The sequence below is a fragment of the Hafnia paralvei ATCC 29927 genome, assembly GCF_001655005.1.
GTDB lineage: Bacteria > Pseudomonadota > Gammaproteobacteria > Enterobacterales > Enterobacteriaceae > Hafnia > Hafnia paralvei.
This window is the reverse complement of record NZ_LXET01000041.1, coordinates 178,985-203,217: the sequence shown is the minus strand read 5'-3', so window position 1 is coordinate 203,217 and position 24,233 is coordinate 178,985. Positions and strand designations below refer to the sequence as shown.

General features: G+C 38.1%; 24 protein-coding genes and 1 pseudogene. 11 read left to right on the top strand and 14 right to left on the bottom strand.

Features of this window, described 5'->3' with window-relative positions:
- Positions 1-234 precede the first annotated feature (234 nt).
- Positions 235-2,292, bottom strand: coding sequence for a UvrD-helicase domain-containing protein (locus M988_RS11370; RefSeq protein WP_064574187.1), 2,058 nt, complete (start codon positions 2,290-2,292; stop codon positions 235-237).
- Positions 2,276-4,258: an ATP-dependent nuclease gene (locus tag M988_RS11365; protein ID WP_064574255.1), complete on the bottom strand. Its 1,983-nt coding sequence runs from the start codon at positions 4,256-4,258 to the stop codon at positions 2,276-2,278. Before M988_RS11365 ends, M988_RS11370 begins: the two co-directional genes overlap by 17 nt.
- A gap of 452 nt (positions 4,259-4,710) precedes the next feature.
- On the opposite strand from M988_RS11365, the gene M988_RS11360 reads away from it, so the two are divergent.
- The 3 genes from M988_RS11360 to M988_RS11350 are packed head-to-tail and all read left to right on the top strand — an operon-like array spanning position 4,711 to position 8,273.
- Positions 4,711-6,147, top strand: coding sequence for a hypothetical protein (locus M988_RS11360; protein WP_064574186.1), 1,437 nt, complete (start codon positions 4,711-4,713; stop codon positions 6,145-6,147).
- A 12-nt stretch (positions 6,148-6,159) separates the two neighbouring features.
- A complete protein-coding gene (locus M988_RS11355; RefSeq protein WP_064574184.1) occupies positions 6,160-7,221 on the top strand; it encodes a hypothetical protein in 1,062 nt (353 codons plus the stop codon).
- Positions 7,222-7,250: 29 nt separating this feature from the next.
- The gene (locus M988_RS11350) at positions 7,251-8,273 is read left to right on the top strand and encodes a hypothetical protein (protein ID WP_064574182.1); all 1,023 of its coding nucleotides are present in this window, start codon (positions 7,251-7,253) and stop codon (positions 8,271-8,273) included.
- 253 nt (positions 8,274-8,526) lie between these two features.
- Here the strand turns inward: M988_RS11350 and M988_RS11345 are convergent, their stop codons facing one another.
- From M988_RS11345 to M988_RS11330, 4 genes are all read right to left on the bottom strand, one after another.
- Positions 8,527-9,060: a DNA translocase FtsK gene (locus tag M988_RS11345; RefSeq protein WP_064574180.1), complete on the bottom strand. Its 534-nt coding sequence runs from the start codon at positions 9,058-9,060 to the stop codon at positions 8,527-8,529.
- Between the two features lie 293 nt (positions 9,061-9,353).
- On the bottom strand, positions 9,354-9,689 hold the full coding sequence (locus M988_RS11340) for a hypothetical protein (protein ID WP_064574178.1): 336 nt from the start codon (positions 9,687-9,689) through the stop codon (positions 9,354-9,356).
- A 52-nt stretch (positions 9,690-9,741) separates the two neighbouring features.
- Positions 9,742-10,266, bottom strand: a complete 525-nt coding sequence (locus tag M988_RS11335) for a hypothetical protein (protein WP_064574176.1) — start codon at positions 10,264-10,266, stop codon at positions 9,742-9,744.
- On the bottom strand, positions 10,263-10,535 hold the full coding sequence (locus tag M988_RS11330) for a helix-turn-helix domain-containing protein (protein ID WP_064574174.1): 273 nt from the start codon (positions 10,533-10,535) through the stop codon (positions 10,263-10,265). Before M988_RS11330 ends, M988_RS11335 begins: the two co-directional genes overlap by 4 nt.
- A gap of 120 nt (positions 10,536-10,655) precedes the next feature.
- Between M988_RS11330 and M988_RS11325 the strand changes: the two genes are divergently transcribed.
- The 5 genes from M988_RS11325 to M988_RS11305 all read left to right on the top strand — a co-directional run bounded on the left by M988_RS11325 (position 10,656) and on the right by M988_RS11305 (position 13,793).
- A complete protein-coding gene (locus M988_RS11325; RefSeq protein ID WP_156518173.1) occupies positions 10,656-11,033 on the top strand; it encodes a hypothetical protein in 378 nt (125 codons plus the stop codon).
- A 274-nt stretch (positions 11,034-11,307) separates the two neighbouring features.
- Positions 11,308-11,739 (top strand): DUF2787 family protein, encoded by a 432-nt coding sequence (locus tag M988_RS11320; RefSeq protein WP_211271686.1) that lies wholly within the window; start codon positions 11,308-11,310, stop codon positions 11,737-11,739.
- A gap of 88 nt (positions 11,740-11,827) precedes the next feature.
- Positions 11,828-12,367, top strand: coding sequence for a hypothetical protein (locus M988_RS11315; RefSeq protein ID WP_064574173.1), 540 nt, complete (start codon positions 11,828-11,830; stop codon positions 12,365-12,367).
- Positions 12,364-12,807 (top strand): RadC family protein, encoded by a 444-nt coding sequence (radC, locus tag M988_RS11310; protein ID WP_064574172.1) that lies wholly within the window; start codon positions 12,364-12,366, stop codon positions 12,805-12,807. Before M988_RS11315 ends, radC begins: the two co-directional genes overlap by 4 nt.
- Before the next feature lie 38 nt (positions 12,808-12,845).
- Positions 12,846-13,793, top strand: a complete 948-nt coding sequence (locus tag M988_RS11305) for a tyrosine-type recombinase/integrase (protein ID WP_082919454.1) — start codon at positions 12,846-12,848, stop codon at positions 13,791-13,793.
- On the opposite strand, the gene M988_RS11300 is transcribed toward M988_RS11305, so the two are convergent.
- Positions 13,768-14,292 (bottom strand): hypothetical protein, encoded by a 525-nt coding sequence (locus tag M988_RS11300; protein WP_064574168.1) that lies wholly within the window; start codon positions 14,290-14,292, stop codon positions 13,768-13,770. The genes M988_RS11305 and M988_RS11300 overlap by 26 nt on opposite strands.
- Positions 14,293-14,544: 252 nt before the next feature.
- Between M988_RS11300 and M988_RS11295 the strand changes: the two genes are divergently transcribed.
- The 3 genes from M988_RS11295 (at position 14,545) to M988_RS11285 (ending at position 17,911) form a co-directional block, all read left to right on the top strand.
- Positions 14,545-14,739 carry a helix-turn-helix transcriptional regulator gene (locus M988_RS11295; protein WP_064574166.1) on the top strand — a complete coding sequence of 65 codons (195 nt, stop codon included), beginning with the start codon at positions 14,545-14,547 and terminating at the stop codon, positions 14,737-14,739.
- Between the two features lie 165 nt (positions 14,740-14,904).
- A complete protein-coding gene (locus M988_RS11290; protein WP_064574164.1) occupies positions 14,905-16,044 on the top strand; it encodes a hypothetical protein in 1,140 nt (379 codons plus the stop codon).
- Between the two features lie 373 nt (positions 16,045-16,417).
- Positions 16,418-17,911, top strand: coding sequence for a hypothetical protein (locus tag M988_RS11285; RefSeq protein ID WP_064574160.1), 1,494 nt, complete (start codon positions 16,418-16,420; stop codon positions 17,909-17,911).
- Between the two features lie 89 nt (positions 17,912-18,000).
- Here the strand turns inward: M988_RS11285 and M988_RS11280 are convergent, their stop codons facing one another.
- From M988_RS11280 to M988_RS11255, 7 genes and pseudogenes are all read right to left on the bottom strand, one after another.
- A complete protein-coding gene (locus tag M988_RS11280) occupies positions 18,001-19,023 on the bottom strand; it encodes a HEPN domain-containing protein (RefSeq protein ID WP_064574156.1) in 1,023 nt (340 codons plus the stop codon).
- Positions 19,024-19,335: 312 nt separating this feature from the next.
- Entirely contained in the window at positions 19,336-19,989 is a 654-nt protein-coding gene (locus tag M988_RS11275; RefSeq protein WP_064574155.1) for a hypothetical protein, read from the bottom strand.
- A 99-nt stretch (positions 19,990-20,088) separates the two neighbouring features.
- A pseudogene (locus M988_RS11270) lies at positions 20,089-21,029 on the bottom strand (5'-nucleotidase).
- Positions 21,030-21,066: 37 nt separating this feature from the next.
- Entirely contained in the window at positions 21,067-21,990 is a 924-nt protein-coding gene (locus M988_RS11265) for a reverse transcriptase family protein (protein WP_064574154.1), read from the bottom strand.
- Positions 21,959-22,282, bottom strand: coding sequence for a helix-turn-helix domain-containing protein (locus M988_RS11260; RefSeq protein ID WP_064574153.1), 324 nt, complete (start codon positions 22,280-22,282; stop codon positions 21,959-21,961). Before M988_RS11260 ends, M988_RS11265 begins: the two co-directional genes overlap by 32 nt.
- A 31-nt stretch (positions 22,283-22,313) precedes the next feature.
- Positions 22,314-22,466, bottom strand: coding sequence for a hypothetical protein (locus tag M988_RS22845; RefSeq protein WP_156518172.1), 153 nt, complete (start codon positions 22,464-22,466; stop codon positions 22,314-22,316).
- Positions 22,467-22,943: 477 nt separating this feature from the next.
- Positions 22,944-24,116, bottom strand: a complete 1,173-nt coding sequence (locus tag M988_RS11255; protein WP_064574152.1) for a tyrosine-type recombinase/integrase — start codon at positions 24,114-24,116, stop codon at positions 22,944-22,946.
- Between the last annotated feature and the right edge of the window lie 117 nt (positions 24,117-24,233).

Sequence of the window (24,233 nt, the reverse complement as noted above, 5' to 3'; positions counted from 1 at the left end):
TCCACGCAATTGCGTGGATTTTATAGGGTTTGTTAATCTTCATGAGGTTCAATGAAACTTCATGAGACGACAAATTTTAATTAGACGTTAAATCGTGATTTTTAAATAATTATATTGATTTATAAGTGTTTTATTTTTGGTTTCTGTATTTGTACTCATTTCCGTACTCACTTTAAGTTTTGTGAATATTGACTTAATAACTATCTACTCAACCATGTTTGTGTTTTCAATAGATTAGATTATATCTACTTGCCAACCACGCTGCTGAAGCAACTGAATTTGTTCACTAGATATTCGATCAGAGTGAAGGGCTAGACATAGTAAATGTTTCGGACGACTCATTGCGACATAAAACTGCCGCATAAAAACTTTATTGGGTTTGAATGCTCTACGTGAATTTGGTTTATCTGGTAGGCTGGTATTAGGATGCTCTACGTTGGGTAGCTCTCCAGTCAAATATGGCAACATAGTTTGTAGATCGAATGTGTGGTTTTTGGTCTCAATGACTAGCGTTGCATCATGTGTCTCGCCTTTAACAGCATGTATTGTTGATAGCTCGATATGAAAGCCATCCTCATGGATTAGAGTGTTATCTTTCAAAGGAGTCAGTGAGTTTGCGTGTTCAGCCTGTCTAACTTCATCTGGATTTGTATCTTCATGAAATGCCATATAATCTGTTGCCTCGGCGGGGATGTTTTCTAACTGAAGCAAGGAAATTAATGTACGACAGGCGATTTCCCAATGTTGTTGTTTTGTCACTTTAGTCTCGGTGAGTAAATAAAATAACCCTTTACGAAAACGAGTCCAGCTTCCTATTTTGATTAAATATTCTCGTAATGTTGTACTGGAAAAATTTTTCTCATTGTCATCCATCTTATTGCTCATTCGCATAAGCTTAAGAATACACGTGAGTAAGAGTTTATAATTATCTGCCAAATCGATAGTTGAATTTTCTTGGCACTGGCGAACAGCTTCTATAAAACAAGTTTCTTTGAAATGATTTTTTGATTTGGTTTTATCAAAATCAGGCCAATAATGGCCTATTCTAAACTGTGCTTCATCAGGTGCTATTTTAGCTCCGACTGCACCAACAACTTTTACCGTAAATTTTTTATTTTTTTTGTATTCTACAGCAAACTGATTTGAAACAATTTGAGCAAAATGCTCAATGACTTCTTCGCAAGTATCGTCATTAAAAATGATAACAGTATCGGAAAATCTATCACGAGTAGTATGGGCTTGTGCTCTATCTAACAAACTTGCTTCTGCTAAGTCCGTTTCCAATGGGATTTCATTGAAACTTAACTTACAGATTTTGCTAGATAGAATTCCATCAAAGCGATGAGATGTATGAATTACATAATCCATCTGGTCTCGCAACTTACCGTTAAAGCTTTGATTAGGCTCTTCTGTTCCAATGTTATTAAATATAGATTGATCTGGATCGCCAAAACGCTGAACGATGAGTGATGAATTATGCGGGAAGACTTTACTTAAAAGCTCATCTTGGAATTTCTGTGTATCCTGCATTTCATCGATTAAAACAAACGGAAACCGTGCTCGAATGACCTCAGCTAATTCAGGATTGTTTGTGCATGCTTTATCGGCGTGCGTATACATATCACGAAAAAGAAATACGCCTCGCTCATCCAGATAATTCTTTAATCGGCCTAGGTCGCGTTTAGCCCTCTGAAGATTATTATCTGGGCTCCATCTTCTGGATTTTTTATCAAGATTAATTTCTTCACCATCCTGAGAAATATATCGAAATGTACCTCTGAAGAAAGCCTCTTGTTCTACAGTATTACCTAATCCATTTAATGTCCCTTTAAACCAAGAAAATTGAGCTAATTCGAGCAGTTTAATAGCTTGTTTAGCGTATATATCATTGTCTACCGTGATATCTTGGATACCACGAGATCTGATATAGGGTAAGGCTAAAAAGCGGTGTACAAATTCCTGAATGGTTCCAATAAAATGAGGATATTTCAGTAAACGCTGCGCAGCTTTTGATGTTGAGCATTGAAGGCGTCTAATGACCTCATCTTTAGCCACATTGGTATGAGACAGGACGCATATCCCTCGGTGTGGAGAGTTCCACTTTTTAGCAAGAAGGATGAGCTTAGTGGCAATCAATGTTGTTTTTCCACTTCCTGGGCAAGCTTGTACATCAATAGAGTGCATAGCTTTCAGAATTGAAATACGAATATCATCCTGAAGAATAAGCTTTTCAGATTCGGCTATCTCGGTAATGTCGTCATGCGTAATGAAGCCTTCAAACGACTGCGGCATGCTGTACCTCTTCAGTATTTTCTTCAATTGGCTCTGTTACATATTGAATAGCCTCGATAAGATAGTTCGGAAGCCTCTGTTTGAGTTCGACTGCAAACTCGGTTTTTGCACGTGTTTGGGCCGACTTAGAAATATCGTTATTATTGGCATCCTCAACACTAAGAGAAGCTATCGTGTCATCAACTTTTTGGCCTTGTTGCTTTTGAAGAATACTAGACAGTTTATAGGCAAAGTCTGTTTTTGAAACTTGGCTAAGAATGAATGTTGCTTTGGTATCATCATCGCCAACGATGTTATCGATTCCTACATTGGAGCCAATAGTAGCTTCATAGCACTCACTAAAAAGACCGTATTTAGCCAGACAGTATTCGAAAGTCCAGTCATCCGATATTTTGACTACAACATTTTGCCTATTTAATTGATCGATATGTTCAGTTTTTCTCTGCTGGTCGTCGGGGTAATTTCTTCGCCAATAGACTTGGTTTCTGCTGTTCTCTTTTTTAAATCCGTATGGGTTACTGCCGTCATCTTTTTCTTCAGCACAATCTGGCCAAAGATCAAGATCCCTAAGTACGCATATTTTTGTCGGATGCCATGCATTTGGGTTTCCATCTTGACCGGATCTTAAGAATAACTTGGCAAAACGCTTCCATGAGCCGCTATTGTCATATTTGACGATAGATACTCCATAATTTTCTAAAGGGCGCCCCAACAACTTTGCCAATTCAGGTAACAGGATATTCTCACCATCACCTTCCACAAGTATGACTGCTTTAGCAAAAAAGACATTCGCTTTGGTTGAATCTAAAAATTTTCTTAAAAATTGGTAATCATCTTTAGCAAGTTCTGTTTCACCAACAGCAAGCGGCCAGGCTCCCCCTTCAGATAGCATGATGATTTCAGCAGGGTCTGCTTTAGAGGCTATGTTAGGACTATGAGTTGTCAGAATACACTGTACTCCATCAGGTTTTTTCTCGGTTTTAGTTGTTCTATTTATGAACTGAAGGAGTTTCATTTGTAGCTGAGGGTGAAGATGTGCTTCGGGCTCTTCTACGAGAAGTAAAGGAAATTCGTTGTTTGCTTCTTGTTCCAAGAGTAGTAATTCCGCCCCCATAAAAAGAAGATTGAGGTAACCGAGTCCATGTGTTCGTTGGTCATTGGTCAGGGAGAGCGTTAATCCCTCTAATAGAGTGCGTAAATGGCGCTTCTGGGCGTGTTTCGGTAGGTTAGAAAGGTCTTCTTCTTTAATGCCTGCGATATCGATAAATGCACCAAGTTTTGATTTGTCTTTCTCAAAAATAAGTTCATGAAGATATTTTTGCTGAATGTTTTCAGCCGATTTTTTTAGGGCAGCATCATCAGTAAGAAGCTCATCATTTGCCTTAGCGATGATAGTAAGAATGCTCTCCATTCCTTCTATAATGTCTTTTGAGGAGCTCAGTATTTGAGATAAACGAGAGGCTCTACCACTAGAAAGCTCCACTTCGGCATCTCTTAGCGGTTTAAGATACGTTGAGGCTAGAAAATCTCTTATCTCAGACTCAATGGCTAAACCGTTTCCATCGATACCTGAACGTAATTCGGTCTTTATATAGGGATAACCTCTTTTCTCTAATCCTGTAATTTGAGCGTGTAGCTGAACGTAAAGGACGGAACGGAGTTTCTTTTCACCGTTCTCATCTTCATATTCTTCGTGAGAAATATGTTCGACAAAGCGATGCGCATGGAGGGCTACTTCAGAAAATTTTAATTTTATTTTTAAATCATCAGAATCGTTGTGAAAATCTTGCTCTGTAAGATAAGAACGGTCATTGGATTTTGTGCCTAGCGTATACCGAATTGCATCAATCAATGCAGTTTTACCTGAGTCATTCTCGCCAACCAACACATTCAGGCCTCGGTTTAACTTCAAGCTTAAATGCTGGAACAATCTAAAATTTGATATTTCAATATGTGATAAATACAAATTATAGTCCTCTAGAATGCAATGATTAAAGATCATATCCGTACGATAATTTCGCCGGATTTTATACGCCACAAGCAGCAAAGGCTACTTACCCTTTGATTTTACTACTGTTAACTACAGTTTATCTGTGACACTGATCCAATAGGCTGAATAGTTGGGCAGTTAGACAGCCAACAGCCCAAGTTCTATTGAACATGCTCCGGCAAGCGAGCTTTACCAAAAATGAGGTGATTCTATCTCGGGATAGCCATAAGTTTTTTTGCCTGTAGTTCGGTGTGCTGTCGATTGAGTATGCAGTACGAGGAGGTTTTCTGAAGTTATGCTTTATGACTGAAAAAAGTAGCGGCATGTATATGCTAGAGCCGTGTTGCTTTGCAGAAAGATACTAGTTGTTGAATTATATTTCATTGATTTATATAGATTATAGTCAGAGATCCAGAATCACACATCATATGTTACTTGGAGGCCTTCGAGCAAGCTATGCTTGGAATGGCACAAACTTGTTGTTGTGTGGTGGTTATCCCATTTTTTCAATGTCAATGAAATTTCAAATAGAAATTCTTCCATTTGTGATTAAAGCTAATATACTAAAATCATTGATTTTTTTGAAAGTGAACACTATGGCAAGAGATGATTTTTCGAGCAAAGTAAAGGAATTATTAGGTAAACGAGTGGGCTTTCGTTGTTCGAATCCTGATTGTAATAAAGCAACTTCAGGTCCTCATACTGAAGTTGATAAATCACTCAATATTGGGGTGGCTGCCCATATCTCTGCTGCTGCGTCTGGAGGCCCTAGATTTGATGTCAGTCTTACCCCAAGTGAACGTTCAGCAATAACTAATGGGATATGGCTTTGCCAGAATTGTGCGAAATTAGTGGACAATGATGAAGCTATGTTTCCTGTAGAACTATTGAAACAGTGGAAAAAGTTTGCCGAATTAAGATCTTTATATGAGGTTAGTGGTACAAGAAGTAGCCTGCCTCAACCGTTAAATGCCAAACATACACCGATTCCAAGAATTCAGTCATTACCATACGAAGAAGCAAGAGTTTTACTTCTTGAACATGGTTGGCAAGCTCTGGGGCGGCATTGGTCTCAGGAAAATAATCCTGATATTAATAAAGGAAATGGCCCGTACTTTTGGAATAAAGGGTTTCATGAAATAATTCAGGCTTGTCCGACAGAGGCAGCTTCCTGTACTTTTGCTTTTCAAGATGTATATAACAATATTCTTCATGTAATGACTATCGGAGAAGTTATCCCAGAACTTGAAGCTAAAGCACATGTTGTAAACTGGTCATTCAAAAATGATAGTGATGATAATCGCCTGGAAAATAAGTGTGTTCCGTTGACTCCACCGGAAATTCTCGAATTAGCTCCTGTAGGAGCTCCTTCTGAAAAAATTAGAGAGCGTTTGGGAGTTCCTGACATCGTGTATGAAGGGCGATGGAAGTATCGTTATTCGTATACTCAGGTAGAAATAGCATTTAATACTTTTGGTAATGTACAAAGTTGTATCGTTGCTCTTATTCATGGAGAGACATTTCATGGTAAAGGGGGGGCTCTTGGGGAATATTCTTTAGGCTGTTTAACTATTTCGGATCTTATAGAAATGGGGCATGACTCTTTTATTTATCGAGATTCTATGCGAACGAAGGAGTTGATTGTTCCCGTAAGAGAAGGGCCCGCAGGAGCTTGGTCTTATTGTGTTTTAGGTGCTTTAGTTGTGTATTCAGGAGCTGGTTATCTTGCAGACACGGATTTTCAATGGGACAGTGTTGCTGAAACGCTAATAAGTCCACCAGATCAAACACTTTTTAACTGGATCGGTGTAGGCAATGAAGACGGGGATGCTCCTAGCTTTGATTGGTTTATCAAATCACAATAATAGAGTTATAAGATGAAAAGTAATGTTTTATTATCAAATGTTGAAAGGCTAAAATTGTTAAAAACAATTCGACTTGGTCTTAAGTCTGACAATGATCTTGATAAATATATTGAAATGTTCTGGGATGATGAGGTTAGTGAATGTAAGAGGCGATTGAACGGTTATTATCTGGAAGATGAATTTGCACTTATGTGCTTTTTAATGGAATGCTGTATTAGTCTGGTGTCCTTGGGGCAATCTTCAGTTAATAATATAGAACTAAAAGTTCCAGATTATCTTGCTTGCTTTACACTACCGAAAGGAAAAGAATTAAAGTGTTTTATAGAGGTTAAAACGTCACAGTCAATTGAGACTAAAAAAATATCAAATAACTTTCTTAATAAATACTCTGAATATGCTGCTAGATTTAACTATCCATTATTTTTAGCCTCAAGGATTCAAGCTGGAAATATGTTATTTTGGGTGCTCCAATCTGAAAATGAATTTCGAGGCTCAGGTAGAAAAGTTAAAGTTAATGAATTGGTTAATAATAGTGGAAGTATTCTAATTGATGACTTCTTTATTTCTATTATCAATGACATCCATATAAGAATAAAATTCATTGATGAAGATAAATATTCTGGAATAAAATATGAAGGAAAAGGATATGTTAGTGAGGTAACTATATTTTGGGATGGTGATAGGACTAACTCATTAAGTCTTAATGATAATTTGGGTTTAAATATTATATTAGATGAATTTAGTTCAGAAGAAGAATATATTGAAAGAGAACGAGTATTGATAAGAAAAATTTCAAAAAATACTATGGAAATGCTCAGTACTCTTCTTCTTAAAATTAATAGAAGAATAGTTAATGATGATAGTCCTGACGATAGACTAAATGCAAGTCGTATTCTTGCCAGAATAGAAGCTGGGGATACTGTTTTTATTAAGAGATCTCCACTTTTAAATATGATTCATGCATTAAACGTCAAATCTTTTGAACTAAATGGTAAGGCATTACTTCTCCCTGCACTTTTAGGTGATAAAATAAGTAGGAAAAGAAAACTGAAAGAGCTTTTAAAAATTAGTTAGTCAATAAATCTATTTAAAGAGGGATTACAATGAGTCGTGGATATTTTGATTTTTTACCATCAAAAACTTTTTATTCTGAATCAGATAAATCATGGTGGGTAGATCTTATAAATACCGATTGCTTTTGGTATGACATGCTCATAAATCCTCCTTATGAACTTAATACAAATAAGATTATTAAAAACTATCTTAGCTCGATGGAAAAACATTTTAATGAGCATTGTGAAAAAAGATTTATTTATTTTTTGGGTACAAGAAAAAAGGTTAGATTTTCTACAAAGAAAAAGGCCAAATACTCACCATTTACAAAGGATTTAATATTATATTTTTTAGTTGGACAAAAAGAGAAAAAGCATAAAATAAAGTTTTCATTTTATGAAAATACACCTAAAGGTCCGCGTAAAATAAAACCTGAAGTAAAAGTTACAGAAAAATATCTATATGTAAAAACTAATGAAAAAGAAATAAGTGTTTTATCTGTCCACGATTTTTTGAAAGAAAATTTTATAGACTTGGGAATAGATACAGAAATTCATTATGTAGGGTATACTCATCAACCGCAAAAAAGACCAATAGATCTTATTCATCGCGGATTCTCGAAAATGCTTTATAGCGTCTCTAATGACGATAATGATTTTTTTGTTTTCTTTAACATATTTAACCCTCGTGCTATTTCTCATAATAACGATTATAACCTAAGTTTTAATATATCTAATTCACTAATGGATGAAGTGGAAGTGGATAAAGAAGGACGAATTATTGAGAATTGCTTTATAAGGTATTTTGACACAAAAATACAAGATGATGATAAAGAAAGTAAGCGTCCAGATCTAAATAATATGTTTATTGATATTGTAAAAAATAAGAAAATAAAAAGTATTGCAGTGAATCTTCAGTATGAAAATGCTAATGAGTACTATCGTTTTTACTCTAGAAATGTTGAGCCGAAGAATGATCACTTTTTTGTAATTGATTTTGTAGAGAATAAGATAATTCTTAATAGGGGTAAAAATATGGCAGAGCATATGCAATTGATGATGAATAATAAATGACATTATCAATAGTATCTCAGAACAGATATAGTACCATTTATGTCAGCAAATTGAGTGAAAATACAGTGTCTGCGACACTTTCAACGTTGCAGCCGCGCATATCGACGTTGGTAACGTTCTCAAAGGTGGTCTGGTAGGATAATTCTGTACCTGGGATGTGTCGCCTTATCATCTGCAAAGTATTGCCTTACTTAGTTATGTTATGTATTTGAAGGCTAATGTTATTAAGTAAAAAACACATGTTTGATACTTTTTATTTGGTTGCTTTAATTAAATCAGAGTCTAATTTTATGAGATTTTCTAGCTTAAATAGATACGAATCCTCTTCTATTAATATCTCTCCAATAAATAAACCAGTGTTGATATCACCGTGAATAATTCCTTGGTTGTTTACACTTCGCCAACATTCACTTCCTCTCAAAAAGGATATGCGTTGTTCTTGATTTGAAAAATTTAAATCAATTACTATCAACTCATCTGAGTAAAAGAGAAGAGAGTTAATGCTTTTAAGTGAACTATTATTAAGGTTTACCAATGTCATCTTGCAAGAATATTGACAGTATAATGAAGTTAAGAATGCGGTTATTACGTTATGGATAGTGTTTGCTCTGTTATATCCTATCCTAAAGTGTCTTTGAATTTGACTGATTGAAACGGTTTTATCATGAATGCTTTTTGTCAATATAAACTGTAATGTTGCAGAAATTAATGGATCAAAACCCTCATCTTCATTACCAAATGCAATAAATAATTTTTCAATGAAATTTCCGCCACTAATAAATTCCACTATTAAATCTCCTGATCCGGCTTCCTAAATGCTAACTATTTATTTCTAATATTTTATCTTTGATTTCTTTTACTTCATTCTCAAGAATTTTGAATGCTCTATTGAGATCATACAAATACCAAGCAATGGCACCTAACGCAGTAAAGATAATAGTTATTATCATAACTTCCCTCAAAATTAACGATGTTTATATCTAAAATAATTGATAGCAGGAGTTATAGAAATATAACTATTATATTCCAGGGTTGCGGCCATCAATAATAATAAAGATAATCAGAAATTAAATTGCTTTCTTAAATGAAAGAAATTGAGAATGCTAATAAAGAAAGCAATACGTCAACTCCAATGACAATCAGAGATAATACTTTCCATAATTTACTTGCGGATGTTTTTGCTACGCTGATAAACATCAGTCCACTCCATATTAACGTAGCAACATCTAACCGCAATAATGTACCTTCTGATTCAGTAAAATACGCCATTATCGTTATTATTACGATAGGGGTTAGCCAACATAACCAAAATGTTATCGCTAAGCTTAACTTTCCTTGTAATATGGTCTGGAAACCAATTTTAGCTTGCTCTTCGCTGCTTTTTTGATGCTCTTTTAATTTCTTAAAGATCGACATTTTAATTCCTCGTGCAATTGATACATGATCATTTTTCATTGTTTCAATATGGCTATATGCGAATATTCTTAATAATTTTCCCTGATGTCAGCGGTCGCCGCTTTTCTACATAGAAGTAAGCAACGTTGAAAGCGGATTTTTTGTGGTTCCCTTGTCCCAATGAAGGCCAGTCTCGGAAAGCTTCAATCTGCTGTTCAGTAAATGGTGTGGTTGAGAAGTCGAACAATACCAGCAAGGCTTTACCGTCGTACTTCATCAGTTTTTTCATTTCAGTCGCGTTCACATATGCGGAGAGTGTTGCTTTAGGGGCATCGGGACGCCTGACGGCAAACTCCACGGCGACATCATCAATGACAAAATCAATGTAGCCATTGCCACTTAATGTACCGGGAAGCTTTGCCTGTACTTCTGGCGTAAGGTTGTCGCCAAACCAGCCTAAAAGGTAGCACCTTACCAGTGGTAAAAGTTCCCTTTCGTTACATTCATTAAGACGTAACGTTTTGACAAATTCACGTCTATAAAGTGAAGAAAACAGATAATCGAAGCTTGAAACAACATCCCTGACAGAAGTACTCATTCAAGTATCCTTTTGGCTTTTTTCCCATGATAACGGCTTGGCCAGATCTCTTCAGGTGTTAGACCCAAAGCCTGTGCTATCAGGCGTTCAGCCCTTGGGTAGTGACGTTCAAAGGCATTGTTTAATGTTCTCGCAGCCAGTCCCTGATCGCGTGAAAGCTGTGATAATGTGAGCCCACGTTTATGCAAAGCAGCCACAATATCTGCTCTATGCCAGTCCTGCTGACTTCCCTTAGTTCGCTTTTTTTGCGATGCTAGTGAGTTATTCACGGTATTAACTCCACTGATTCATTACAGTGATATTAAAAGCGAACAAAGGGAACTTTTCAAGTATCTTTTTACTTTTTTATGCTCTTTTGTTTTAATGCTTTGATATCTGGTGATATTTTTATGACGCGTCAAGATAAAAAATTACATATATCAGACAATAATGCTTCCAATGAAAGTGGCGAATGGTTATCAGTAGCTAGTTTTGTGGGAATGAAAGGGATGCCCGGTACTGCCAAGGGGGCGCGTTTGCGGCTGGAAAAGCTGGCTGCCATACATCCGGGTATTAAGCGAAAGAGAACTCAGGGAAAAGGGTTTGAATATCATATCAGCGCCGCAAGTATGTCGCTAAAAAGTGAGCGCTCGGCTGTGCAGGTTTCATCTGACGAACAACTGAATCTTTGGATACAGCTGTTTAAATCGATGACGCCTGCATCACGTGAAAAAATTTTACAACAGGCGCTGGTGTTAGTGGCAGAGGATTTATCTACTAAGCCCTGAAGAATGTCATAATGAGTGTAACTATCTGATTTTTAAATGATTTATTTTTGACTTTAATTATATAGATGGTATAATTATCAATGTTGGCAAAATACATTTTTTAAAATGCTTTGCCACATGTTATTTACTCACAAATAAACAAATATTTTATTATCCTCTTATTGGGAGGTTTGTTGTTGTCTAAAATCTGAAAAATAAATTATTAAAGCGAAGGTTTGTATTGTTTTTAATAAGTGATTAATTGTCGTTTCGTGTTAATTAATGGAAATACATTATGGAAATTAAAATGGCTTTTAAACAGTCAGGGTTAAGTTTACCCATAAGCCAGGCTTTTATTACTATTTTGAAAAGTGTTATTTCTTTATCATCCAAAAAAGAAATAAATCACAGTGCTGTAATACTTAATTTTCGAGACCCTCAATATACAGCAGAGAGCGGGGGATTTCATCCGGTGGAGATCCGTCTAATACGATGTAATAATGGCTGGCAATTTGATTATCTTACCGATTTCAGTTTTATAGGCGCAGTATGGCCTGAGCTGGAAAAAGAAATGGATATCAGCTGGAGACAGGAATATGTCTGGCATTATCTGATGGGGGATTTAGATCCGGAAGAAGGAGGGGCGTTATTTGAACTATGGCAACGTAACTTTATTCAATATTGGAAAATGAAAATTTATACCGTCTCTGTCCAATGGGAATGTTGAGATAGGACGATAGTTAAAACAATAAATTTAAGTAATACGCGTAAAACCTTATTCATGACGTCATGAGCAACAGATATGTGGCTCAAAAATGGAAAAACTTCAAGCATCACTTTTAACCCCTGCAAAACAGGGTGAACTGGACAGCCTCTGTGGGCTTTACAGTGTCATCAATACGCTTTATTGGTTCTATGGTCAAAAAGTCCGACGAAAGCCGCTGTTCAGAGCGCTCGTTCATCATCTCAGCCAACACAGTAGCATTGCCGATTACCTTACTAACGGCATGGAATCTCCCCAAATAGATTGTCTGCTGCACTTCCTTCAAACCAGCCGCTACAAACGTTATCCCATCACCGTTTACCGTCCGTTTCTTACCCAGCCTAATGTATCAACGAAAGCCATTTTAGCGCAGTGTCAGGAATGGCTTGAACATAACCACGGCGTCATATTGCTGGGCGATCAGTATCACTGGTCTGTTGTCACGCATATTGATGATGATTGGTTGTGCTTTTTTGACAGTGGTTCACGTGGACACATTCACCGGCATCGTTGGTCACTACGCCAGCAACAGGGCAAATATCAGCTATTTAAAGACGCTATCTACTTTATTGAGCAGGGGGAACAGCCATGACCTCAACTGAACATTTATTGATAGAGCAGGCGAGAAAGCTACTTCGAGCAGCAGTACGTAAGGGGAAGCAGCTAACGTCACCTGATGATGTACGTGACTTTCTGCTTTTCACGTTGGCTTTACGGGAAAATGAGGTGTTTGGTGTTGTTTTACTGGATAACCAAAATCGCGTACAGGTCTGGCGTGAGTTATTTCAGGGTTCCGTAAATGAAACCCCAATCTATCCAAGAGAAGTAGTGAAACTAGCGTTACAGCATAATGCGGCTGCAATCATCCTTGTTCATAACCATCCGAGCGGCAGCACAGAGGTTAGCGCTCAAGATCGCCACATTACTCAAAGACTACAACAAGCTTTAGAACTCATTGACGTCAGAGTATTGGATCACTTTATCGTTGCAGGGGATTGCACTGTATCGATGGCAGAGCGCGGCCAGCTGTAATGCTGGCTTTTGTTAATATGCATTAATGGATAAGTATAATGATCAAGAATCATGGTGATAAGAGTGAGTTGACGTCATTTAGCTCAGAGAAAGCGACATCAAAGACGGCGCTGGCAATTTATCTGGGAGGCCTGGCACCCAGTGGCCGACGCAGTATGTATTCCCTATTAAACCACTGTGCGGAAATACTGGCATTTGACAGCAGTGCGGATGATTTTGACTGGAAGCGGCTACGCTACGTGCATGTAGCAAAAGTTCGAGCTACGCTGCTGGATAAAGGATATGCAACATCCACGATAAACATGACGCTGGCAGCTCTGAAAGGCATTGCTCAGACGGCATTTAACTTACAGTTACTGGACGCCGACAGTCTGGCGCGCATCAGAACCGTTAAACGTGTCAAAGGCGACAGTTACCGCAAAGGTCGGGCATTGAGCAAGGATGAGATAAAACGACTTATTCAGGCAGCAAAACAGCATCCGCAAAAAATACACCAGCAGCGTGATAAAGCGATAATTCTAACATTGTGTGGTGCTGGATTACGCGTAGGAGAGCTGGTTGCGCTACGCATCAATGACTACTGTATTGTTACTCAAACACTCACCATACGCCGTGGAAAAGGGCGAAAATATCGTGAAATTACCGTTGCCCCCGTAGTGGCTCGTGCTTTGTGTTGCTGGTTAAAAGCGAATACTGGCAGTGATGCTCTGTTTACCCATATACATCGTTATGGGCAATCAGGGCAAAAAGCGCTGACAGAAGCAGGGATCACCAGTATTTTGCGACAGTTGGGTTATATGGCTGGCTTACAGCCATTCACGCCCCATGACTTACGCAGAACCTTCATTACTCGCTTGCTGGAGCAGGGCGCTGATATCAACATTGTGCGTCAGTTGGCAGGGCATAGTGATATCAGCACGACGGTGTTGTATGACAGGCGTAGCGATAATATTAAGCGAATTACTTCTTCTCGTTTGCGTTTTTAATATCTTCTCGTGAAATGCCATCTAGCTTTTCCATAGTTTGAATAACCCAACGGTAATCTTGAAGTGGTTTAAGATCATCATACGACCAGCCTTTTCCATTAACGGTGGTTTTTCCTTTTCTAATATTCTCAGGTTTTGCATATTCTTCAGACAGGATTTTTCTTAATTTCATTGGGGTGAGGCTTGGATCTCTATTAAGCTCGAAATACCTCTCATAAAGTTTTTTAAGCGTTTTAGCCGCTTTAGTTTTGGGTTCATAAATATTATCGATATAAACCATATTTATCAGGTTGCTAATTGTTTTATGGAATACATGTCCTTTAGTTTGTTTTAGTTCTTCATAATGCAGATTGTCGAGCCACTGAGCTATTTCAACCAACCTCTGCCTGCTGTCGTGATGCAAATTTAAGTTTGCGACTGGCCCAAATTCTTCTACAAGGGAGTCACGGCTATTTTTTTTGACGATGAGCTTTTCGGAGTCATTTTTATCTTTCTTCATGTTTATTCCTATGACAGTCATTTTATGATTAATGAATCTATGACGGTCGTTATGTATTTCAACATATTAAGTTTATGACGGTCATAGTCAGTTATCTATGACCGTCATCACAGCGTAGAGTATTCAATGACAGTCATAGCTATACAATTTTCATTTATGACCGTCATAGGATGCGGAAAATCACTAAAAATCAATAGTAGTAAATCGTCGAGGCGTGCGAATTGAGCGCGTAACTCATAAAGGCGAAATGCTATGAAAAACGTACAATTGATTTCAAAAATCGATGTTTTGAAACTGTATCCGGTATCACGTGCGACGCTTGATCGCCAAGTAAAGGCGGGGATTTTTCCAGTACCAGTCCGCATTGGGGCTAGGAGGGTCGCATGGCGTTTAGAAGACGTTGAAGCCCATATCGAAAAGCTTGTGAAAGCATCGTTGGCTAAATAAATCTGCAAGCAAAGCGTATCTAGTAGCAAGTTATAGCCCCTTATATAGATGCCTATAACTTAATTCATTAATAGCAATAGTAGTAACTATCTCTCTATTTTCTATAGAGGGCGTGGATTGCTATTGCCTGCGGGTGGGCGTCATGGCTGCCCGTAAGGAGTAAATATGAGTAAGAAAAAAGTAAGCAAAGCGCGAGTAGATAATTTACGTCATTCTGTTTCTATGGGATCAACGTCACTTAGGCACCCGATGTATGCTCGGGTGGATAAGCTGGCCTTCGTGTCGGAATTGGGTGCTGATGGCAATAAGGCATTGTTTGCCCGCTTATTTGCATTAAAGATTCGCTCCCGCTCGCCTTATAGCGTTGAGTACCATAAAGCTGCGAAAGGTGAATGCGGAGACTTGTACCAGAGTGTAGCTGAGATCCACATCAGGAATAAGCCAAAAGGGCACCCAGCAGCGTTGATGATCTACTTCAAGCCCACCTCAAAGCAGCATGGTGGCAAGCAGGGAATTACCCAGCGTGGTGCTATACGCATGGAACTTAGCCCGCAGCACTATTCAGCGGATGAGCTGACGCAACTGCTGCTCTGGTTGGGTAAGGAAGAACTGTTAGGTGAGTATTTATACCATGCACTGGAAAAAGCATGGATAACCCGAGTTGATTATGCGTTGGATATCGTCGGTATGCGGCTGTGCGGCTTCTATATCAGCCTAGCGAGGGCGGGTACAGGGGAAGTGTATGATTCTGACAATGATATGGAAGGAATGCGTATAGGAAGCCCCAAATCAACGCTGTATGTTGCAGGCTATGAAAAAGTGGATGTAAGTAGCTTGAGTGATGGGGAGCGTTATCAGGCAACCCTTGTGGAGCTGGAATATAAGCAATGCCGTGAGTTCCTTCGCCTTGAGCTGCGTTTGTCACCTGAGAAAGGCGAGCTGCTTCTGAAACAGATGTATAAAATGGTCAATTTGCCATCGCGGCTGGCTTTCTACAGTAAGCAACTGCGTGAAGACAAGCGGCTGGATCCTGCGCTAGCAAGCCTGTTAGATAAAGGAATGAGTATCCCTCAGGCACGGGATGAGCATACACCATCGCCTGTTGTTAACGGAAAATCTGTTAGTCCTGATAAAAAGCAGGCTAAAAAGCGCTTTAACCGCCTTTTAGTAAATTATGAGGTTGAATTGTTTGATGCAGAAGCGCTATGGGACAAGCTACCTGAGGTGATTGAGCGGCTGGGAATATTGGGGAAACCGCAATACTGGAAGCATAAGAATCGTATAAAATGGCTGAGTAAATCATAAATAGAGCATACGGGCAGGGACGCCCGTATTATTGGAAAAAATACGCACTAAAAAAATATATTGGATATATCTAAGCATGGCTATATATATGAGGTTCCCTCTCTGAGATAACTATGTATGTTATATGGCTATAGTATGGGGGATATGAATATAGTTAATTTAACAGAGAGCGGTTGTAGCGGTGTTGTTATTATTGCTAGCCAGCTTGAAACCGTGCGTAGAGAATTATTGTTATTCCAATATAGCCAATGAAAAACCGTTGCTAAGGTAACGGCATTTTTTAATGGTGTGTTATGTGCGCTTACGTAATTCATTGTGTCATGAAAATGCATTGTAAATAGACATTGTTAATTCACACGGTGGAGAGCAAAAAATGAAAGCGTACTGTACTAAAAATAATATTCTGGTAACAGGGGGAACATCTAGTTTCTATAAAGAGACTGTATTTAGTATTCCTATCGATAAATGTATCGATGGGCGAAGCAAGCCAACCTACTATACTTCTATCGCCATTTTCTTACAGCACCTAATTTGCAGTGCAACGGCCAGCCGGAATACTAAAAAGCGTGCTCGTTTTAAAGGCGATAAAGATTGGACTTATTCAGTCCCTTTTCCTTATCAACTGGGTCATAAACATGCTGCTGGGGTCTTTAAGCAAAGCAGGGAGCTTCCTTTTAAGCGGGCGCTGGAAAAGCTAAGACAGGCTGGTTTAATAAAGATCATTCCAAAGGATGTTGAAAACCATAAGTGCCGTGAATTTGCATTATCAAAGCGCTTTCTGAAGCGGCTGTTTCCGGGTAAGCGCAACGACTATCTGCAACGGGAAGATCGCTATACCTATCTAACGGATATCTACGATAAGCGCCAGGATCCCCAGAAGTTGGAAGATTTAATGGTTCAGGCTGCTTCAGGAACGATGAAAGTGAAGCACAAGACTTCAGTCCGGGATATCCCTGACAAGGCGTTTCGTGAGCGAGTAAAGCAGGTCTACAGCCAGCTTGAACCCCTTTGTATCAATCTGGATGCACTGCGGGATTATTGCAATCAACATCCTACGTCGGTAAATATGGGGTATTACCATAACTTTATATCTCATCTTTGCGATGTTGGAGTGGAAATCATCAGTCATAAGCCGCTGGTGGTGGCTTATCGGCAGTCTTATAAAACAGCAAAGCTGGGCGGTCGTTCATTTGAGAACGGAGCTGGGTATCAGTACTTACCCAGAGCAATGAAGGAAGCCTGTTTGGGGAAGGGGTATAACTATGATATCAGGGGATGCCAGCTGGAAATTTTGAAACATGAACTGGCTCAAAGAGGAGTGCCGTTGAAAAACTTGGAGCGCCTTGAAACTGCGTATATCAGTAAAAAATTGAAGGTCAGTGAAGATAAGGTAAAAAACTTCCGTTTTTCGGCTATTTTCAGCGTTGGCTCAGTCAGTCTTGCACCGAAAAGCTCAACCAGAAAGTACCTGAATAAAGCGCTTGGACAGGCAGAAGCTGCAAAGGTATTAAAACGCTGGAAGAAGCTAATGAAGCCATTGAAGGACGATTTAAATCAGCTTGTAGATTATTACCTGACTACCGGAACACGTAACCGCTATGGTCTGTGCGTGAAGAATGCTGTAGGGCAGAGTTTTAACTGCACGTACAAAAAATCAGGTAAAGGGGAAAAACGGCAGCCCCAGCAAATGCGTCGCAAGCTGCTGGCTCATATGCTACAGGGTTTGGAAAGTCAGGCAGTGTATGACTTTGTTGCCAAACAGAAGGGGATTTGTGCGTTGGAGCATGATGGATTTGTGTGTAGGTGGAAGCTTGATGTGGAGAAGGATTGGAAGCATCCGTATTTGGTTATTGTGTTGAAGAATTAGTGTAAAAAATTAATTATGAATCTTTATGTTTATTGACTTATGTGTACTAGCTCAGACCTGATCTGAAAGTCCGCATTTAAGGTAATTATTTAACAAACCTCTAACTTAAATTTGTATTTACCTTCCATGAAATGGATAAATTCAATTATGCTTTTTTCAATTGCTTCTAATATATGAATGTATCCATCCCGGTTCAAGGATCTATCTAATGCAAAGTGATGAACTATCCCATGCCTGTACTGTATGATTTCAGAAATTCGATTCTCAAGAAAACTAACTGACTTTCCAATTCTTTTTTTCTTGAAAAGAATTGCTCTTACATCTATATCCAACCATTCTTTATAAGCTTTGTTAAGCTGATCTAAATTTTGGAAGGTGAAGTTCCTTGCAATGACATTTTCTATTGATATATTTCCTTTTTCTATTTCAAGTAAAATATCAAAATCAATTTTTTGCTTATGCGATGCTCTCTTTTTTATTGCAAAAGGGTCATATTTTATAAGCACCTGAAAAGCTTGGGAGAAGAAATATTCAAACATTGCAACCGCAAAAGGCACTAATCCATTATATATAACTCTACTCGGATCCATGCTTTGCATGAGATCAAAGAATTCGGATGATTTGCCATCTTCCGGTGGATTTAATTTAATTGAAGATTCAGGTAAGGCATGTTTAACGGAGGAAATCTCTTGGTGAATATGATTATATATTGAAGAAATTCCCCTACTGATAGGCGTGCTAGAATCCTCCCATAGAGTGGCATATCTATTTTTCCCGTAATCACCTATAATAGTTCCGCCAAAAAGACTCCTTGCACCTTTTAGAACATCGTTGAGCATTTTCACATCATACCAGCTGGCGCTATATAAGTTACGCACATGCAATGCCCATTTGTTACCAGATATGTGTAAGTCGTCATCTGAAACAGGATATATATCAGCTGAAACTCCATCAATTGATTTGAAGTCTGTATTATCAAACCAAGAGTAATTCAAAGTTCCTTTAGGCCATTCCCAAAGGTGCTTACACTTTTCGAACCCCAAACTTTCAAGATAATTTTTAAGTTCATCTCTTGTTGCCTTCTTAGGGTACAAAGTTATATCTCTTCCCATATTTTTCTTTACCCAATATGTATTTTTTATATCTAACCTCTCATTAAGTGAGAATTTTTACATTGGTTGTGTAGAAATTCAACAATTATTGAAGGTGCGTTCTCCACTGTTTGCTCATGCGTACAGGGCGGGTAATTAGACTGCAGGTGACCTGCTCCCCGTTAATTAGGATACCCCTATTTAGTATTGCCTTCATCATGATCCTGATCACGAATATGCTTCCGTCATAATCGGATATGAGACAATCTCGAACTTCAGTTCCTCGCTCATAGCGGCCTGTAAGATTTGATTGTATTCTAGACGAGAAAACTGTTAGCTCAAATCTGAGCTAGTACACTTTAGGGTACCAAAATATGATGTTTCACCTAAATCATCCAGTACTTTGTTTAATAAACTAAAATCAAAATGCTTAAGGTTATTTGATTGGCTAAGTTCTTCTAACATTTTGGCTAATGTTCTTTTTTCTTTATCATAAGATATCACCTTGTTTACATAAGATATTTCATCTTTAAAAGGTGGGCGATAGTAATACTTATTCTTTGCTTCTTTTATTCTTGCTAATCGGCCATAAGGGATTGTATTCCATACAACAACAAGCAAATTGATTGCATCTAGTAATTCTTTAGTCGTGGGGTTTATAGGTCTTCGATTATCATTTAAGGTTGGTGAAGAATTAGATTTGGTTGTGCTGGAATTAGATTCTGATCTGAGAGGATTAAACTGTGCTAATTCAGAATTATCTGTCAATTCAAGAAAATGCTTTGCTGTCGGTAATCCACAGAAAAAAGTACCAAATTTCTTATCGTCATCTCTTTTTTTATACTGAAAACAGTAATAACTATCGGTTAATAATCTACCTGTACAACTAAGCTTTTCTTGTCCAGCTAAAAGTTTCACATGGGCAATAGGATGAATTTCATACTTTCTGACTAACATTTCGCGACTTTCTTTTCCATAGCAATTCATTAACTATTATCTCCGCTCGTTAATATTATTAAAATGGAACTATTCATTTTGTTTAAAAATTAAAAAATAAATTTAATTTATCTCTATGATATTTAGAAACTATTCAGTAATTTTTGTTTCGTTAGCTACTCCGAATGGTATATGTACTGATGGCAATATAGATGAGGAGGGCTGTAAGTGAAGCTTTTGGTCGTCAAAGAAAATATGAGGCTTTAATATATTTAGCACTTTTGACTTTTCAACACCTCCCATAAAAAATGCCTCATTAACGGAAATGTCCCAAGTCCTCATTGTGTTTATTACTCTTTTATGTGATGGGGCATTACGTGCCGTTACAATTGAAATGTTTATTATTGGTTTATATGTTTGGTCGTCTTTAGCTTTCTCTGCTTCAAGTTTTTGAATATCCGATACTCGTTGCAAAAAATCTTTAAGAGGTCCAGGGTTATGAGGTGTATCAACATACTCTGCTTCGTGGTTATGAAAATCAGCTAATTGTCCAGAATTCTTATAAATACCTTCAGCTTCGTCGTCAGCAATAACACCATCAAAGTCAAAAGCAATTCTTAATTCAAGATCTAAAGCATCATCCTTTGTATCACCCTCTAGTATTTGACCTGCAGGGTAACCAGCTAGAATAGCCTGCTTTACATCTTGTTGGTTTGCAGAAAGAAATAATTCTATATTAAATGCGGGTATGTATATGTACGGCGATTTGCCTTGTAGAAAAACGGCTCTTGTTATAGGTAACTTGTAATATTCAATGGAATTCATAACTCTTAGTCCAGTATCTGGATCATTCCTTGATAACAATATTACTTCAACTGGTGGATCATGTGGCGCAATTCGTTCAATTTTAACAACCGCCTAATAAATGGGTATGCGACACCTTTTTGCAATGGTTTATCTTGGTGATCTCTTTGATATTGAAGATAAACTTCTTCACCTTCGGTTCTGAAAATTTCGTCGGACTCAGTAAGATCAAAAAGAGCACTTGATGATAGACCCACAACTAATCTTTTAGTTAAATCATATGGCATTAATTAATTTCCTACAGCGAATGATTTATATAAGTTTTTATTTCTTTATTGTTCTTGCTTTATCTTTAAAGCGACTATCAATGTTAGCAGCAGCATATACTCTCCCAAGTAAGCGATCTTTTATTGACGTATCGTTATTATTATTAGGTAATTTCCACGCTTCCATATCAAAATGAATTTTATTATGCAGTGAATTTGGCACTTTCAATTTATTATTAGCAATTATAACACCTGTAATTTTCTTTATTTCCATGCCATCATATAGGATTGTTTTAGTCGGGTGCATGATATGAGATTCTGATGTAATTATCTTTTTTACACGGCTTAAAAATTGTCGGTTTACTTTTTTGCCTGAAAAAGTCACATCATCAACATATACAGTCATTTCAATATCATTTGCACAAGAGATTGCATAGAGATTATTAAACATATCAATGTTTGCCCAGTAAGCTAAAGGCATGCTAATACGACTACCAGTAGGAATATGATTATTTATAGTGCATAAACGCGATAGCAAATCTGCTATATCACTAGAACAACGTAATTTTTTATAGAAGAAATTAAAGACTTTCTGACGTGTAGTTGATGGGAAAAAAGATTTTATATCTGTTGTTAGAGTAGGGTTTGTTCCTAAATGAGCCCTTGCATTAGAAATATAAGATTTATCTTTTAAACCAGAGTGCATATATTGGGGTTGAACAATTCTTGAAATAAGGCTTGCAATTCTAGTATGAATAATATCAAGTTTTTCGTTAGGTTTTTCAATTAAACGTTTTTTATTTACATCGGATTTCTCATAAAAAAGCACATAGTTAATATCATTAGATAGTAATTCTAACTCTGCAATTGAGGTAAAAAGGATTTTTTCTAGTCTTTTTTTTGATGTTAACTTGTAGAATATACATTCTTGTAAAGGATATGATTTCCCCTTAGTCTTTATTTTGGGCTTTTTTGTTTTCATTCCTTTCAATACTCCATTCCATGATTTTAAGTATTCTTTCGGTAAAAACAGAGCGAAATTTTTCGGCAATTGATTTTTTTGAAGAAGTACCCATTTCTTCTGAGAGAAAAACTAATGATGAAACTGGAATGTTAAACTCTTGTGAGTATTTTTCAAGCATATCAAAACTGACAGTTTTCTTTCCAGATTCAATTTCAGATAAGTAAGATTTTGATATACATAAATTATCAGCCAATTCAGATTGTTTTAAATTGTGATAAAGCCTAATTGTTTTTAATGCTCTATTAATCATGTGATTACCTCAGTTTTTAACTTAGGCACACTTAAGACTCACGATGTTTATCAAGTAATTCTAGGAGTTTAAAAATCATTAATCCTAATTTAATGATCCATACTATTATTTTCCAAACAGTACGGACCTTTCTTGAAACAACGTTAGCCTTAAGTGCCTGCCAAAAACCATTATTATTTTTCATAAACTACCTCCTTGATTCCCGAAGACACTATTGTCATTCGGTTCGCCCTAATCAAGGTTGAGAGTTTTTAGCAGTAAACCCTTGTCAATATGATTGTGATGATCGCCCATCACAATCAATAACCCTATACATACTTCGCCGAGACATTGCTGAGCGCGCTTCGCTAGCTGCATCCATGGGCAAACATCTGGGGTCAAACAGTAGAAGATATATACTATCTTCCGCGAATAACTAAGTAACTAGCTATCCATGTACTTCCGGCGATTTCTCTCTTCAATAATGGCAAAAACAATATATCTTGGAAGTTCGCTATCTGTCAACAAAATTCGCTATTAGCGAACTTTTAATGATTCAAGATACCTCGCCATTCGTCCAATTTTGTATAGCAGACATCATTTATTAGAGGGACAAACTCTATTGGCGTTTATCATTAGTTATAAAGATGCAGCAGAGCATCATAACCTTTTGAGTTAAATTCTAAACATTCTGCACCCACCCATCCAACTTATCCGCCCAATCCTGCATCATCACTCGTCGCTCATCAAGATAGGTAGCGTGGTTGTAAGTCCTACGAACGTTGTTTTTATCCGCATGGGCGAGTTGTGCTTCGATAGCGTCAGCGCGGTAGCCCATCTCATTTAAACGAGTGCTGCCGGTAGTTCTGGTAGCATGAGGGCTATAAGTGCCACTCCAACCCAGAGTTTTAAGCGCCTGCCTTAATGAATGCGTTGTCATAGGACCATGACGATTGTCGCGACCGGGGAACAGGTGCTTGCGAGTTCCGGTTATTCCTTTGAGAGCGGTGAGCATTTCTACTGCCTGATAGGGTAGGGGAATAGTGTGGTCGCGGCGAGCTTTCATTCTTTCCGCTGGAATAATCCATAACGCTTTTTCCAGATCAAATTCAGCCCACTCGGCTTCCGCTACTTCAGCGGGACGAGCCAGTGTCCACCACATTAGCCACATGCAGTAATTCACCTGATAAGTACAGCGAGTGTTGTCAAAGCTGCTTAATAACTTACCGATTTGCTCTGGCGTCAGGGCTGGTTTGTGCTGAGTTTTATTAGCGGGTAACGCCTTACGTACAGGCCAAACCGGATCGCTATCTGCACGTAGTGTAGCGACAGCAAGCTCAAAGATGGCAGAAATGGTGCGTCTGGCTTCAGCGGCAACGGTAGGTGCTCCACGCTTAGCTGTGTTTTGCAGAATATTCAAAATATGGTGTGGCGTTATCTCTTTGACTGGAAGCTTTCCGATAGCGGGGAAGACAACCCGCTCCAGCATATCGAGACGACGTACTTTGGTTATTTCAGCCCAATCCTTCATCTGTAGCCACTCTCTTGCGATCACTTCAAAAGTATTGGCGGCTTCATTAGTTTTGCGGATCTTATCGAGCTGGCGTGCCTGAGCGGGATTGATACCTTCACTGACGAGTTTGCGAGCCTGCTTACATTTCTCACGCGCTTCAACCAGTTTAACGATCGGATACTCACCCAGAGCAAACATGCTGGATTTGCCATTGATTTTGAAACGATAGCGCCAGGCTTTCTTACCGTTGGGCTTAACTTCCAGATAGAGGCCGTCAGTGTCGTTGAGGCGATAAAGCTTTTCCTTGGGTTTTGCGGTTCGGCACTGGGTGTCTGTGAGCATAACGTGTCCCTGTATAATTTTTATACCGTTATTGTACTCACCCTGAGAGAAGATGAAAGTATTTTATACTCACGTCTGTACTCATTTTCGACAGAGCTGTAGTGAGGAATATTGAGA

Coding starts and splice junctions, on each gene's coding strand:
- M988_RS11335 (WP_064574176.1), bottom strand. CDS start 10,266: ATGAGTACTTCTGTCAGGGATGTTGTTTCAAGCTTCGATTATCTGTTT.
- M988_RS11285 (WP_064574160.1), top strand. CDS start 16,418: ATGAAAGCGTACTGTACTAAAAATAATATTCTGGTAACAGGGGGAACA.
- M988_RS11265 (WP_064574154.1), bottom strand. CDS start 21,990: ATGAAAACAAAAAAGCCCAAAATAAAGACTAAGGGGAAATCATATCCT.
- M988_RS11315 (WP_064574173.1), top strand. CDS start 11,828: ATGGAAAAACTTCAAGCATCACTTTTAACCCCTGCAAAACAGGGTGAA.
- M988_RS11275 (WP_064574155.1), bottom strand. CDS start 19,989: ATGAATTGCTATGGAAAAGAAAGTCGCGAAATGTTAGTCAGAAAGTAT.
- M988_RS11370 (WP_064574187.1), bottom strand. CDS start 2,292: ATGCCGCAGTCGTTTGAAGGCTTCATTACGCATGACGACATTACCGAG.
- M988_RS11295 (WP_064574166.1), top strand. CDS start 14,545: ATGAAAAACGTACAATTGATTTCAAAAATCGATGTTTTGAAACTGTAT.
- M988_RS11360 (WP_064574186.1), top strand. CDS start 4,711: ATGTTACTTGGAGGCCTTCGAGCAAGCTATGCTTGGAATGGCACAAAC.
- M988_RS11340 (WP_064574178.1), bottom strand. CDS start 9,689: ATGTCGATCTTTAAGAAATTAAAAGAGCATCAAAAAAGCAGCGAAGAG.
- M988_RS11280 (WP_064574156.1), bottom strand. CDS start 19,023: ATGGGAAGAGATATAACTTTGTACCCTAAGAAGGCAACAAGAGATGAA.
- M988_RS11355 (WP_064574184.1), top strand. CDS start 6,160: ATGAAAAGTAATGTTTTATTATCAAATGTTGAAAGGCTAAAATTGTTA.
- M988_RS11350 (WP_064574182.1), top strand. CDS start 7,251: ATGAGTCGTGGATATTTTGATTTTTTACCATCAAAAACTTTTTATTCT.
- radC (WP_064574172.1), top strand. CDS start 12,364: ATGACCTCAACTGAACATTTATTGATAGAGCAGGCGAGAAAGCTACTT.
- M988_RS11325 (WP_156518173.1), top strand. CDS start 10,656: ATGACGCGTCAAGATAAAAAATTACATATATCAGACAATAATGCTTCC.
- M988_RS11260 (WP_064574153.1), bottom strand. CDS start 22,282: ATGATTAATAGAGCATTAAAAACAATTAGGCTTTATCACAATTTAAAA.
- M988_RS11305 (WP_082919454.1), top strand. CDS start 12,846: ATGATCAAGAATCATGGTGATAAGAGTGAGTTGACGTCATTTAGCTCA.
- M988_RS11290 (WP_064574164.1), top strand. CDS start 14,905: ATGAGTAAGAAAAAAGTAAGCAAAGCGCGAGTAGATAATTTACGTCAT.
- M988_RS11300 (WP_064574168.1), bottom strand. CDS start 14,292: ATGAAGAAAGATAAAAATGACTCCGAAAAGCTCATCGTCAAAAAAAAT.
- M988_RS11320 (WP_211271686.1), top strand. CDS start 11,308: ATGGAAATTAAAATGGCTTTTAAACAGTCAGGGTTAAGTTTACCCATA.
- M988_RS22845 (WP_156518172.1), bottom strand. CDS start 22,466: ATGAAAAATAATAATGGTTTTTGGCAGGCACTTAAGGCTAACGTTGTT.
- M988_RS11255 (WP_064574152.1), bottom strand. CDS start 24,116: ATGCTCACAGACACCCAGTGCCGAACCGCAAAACCCAAGGAAAAGCTT.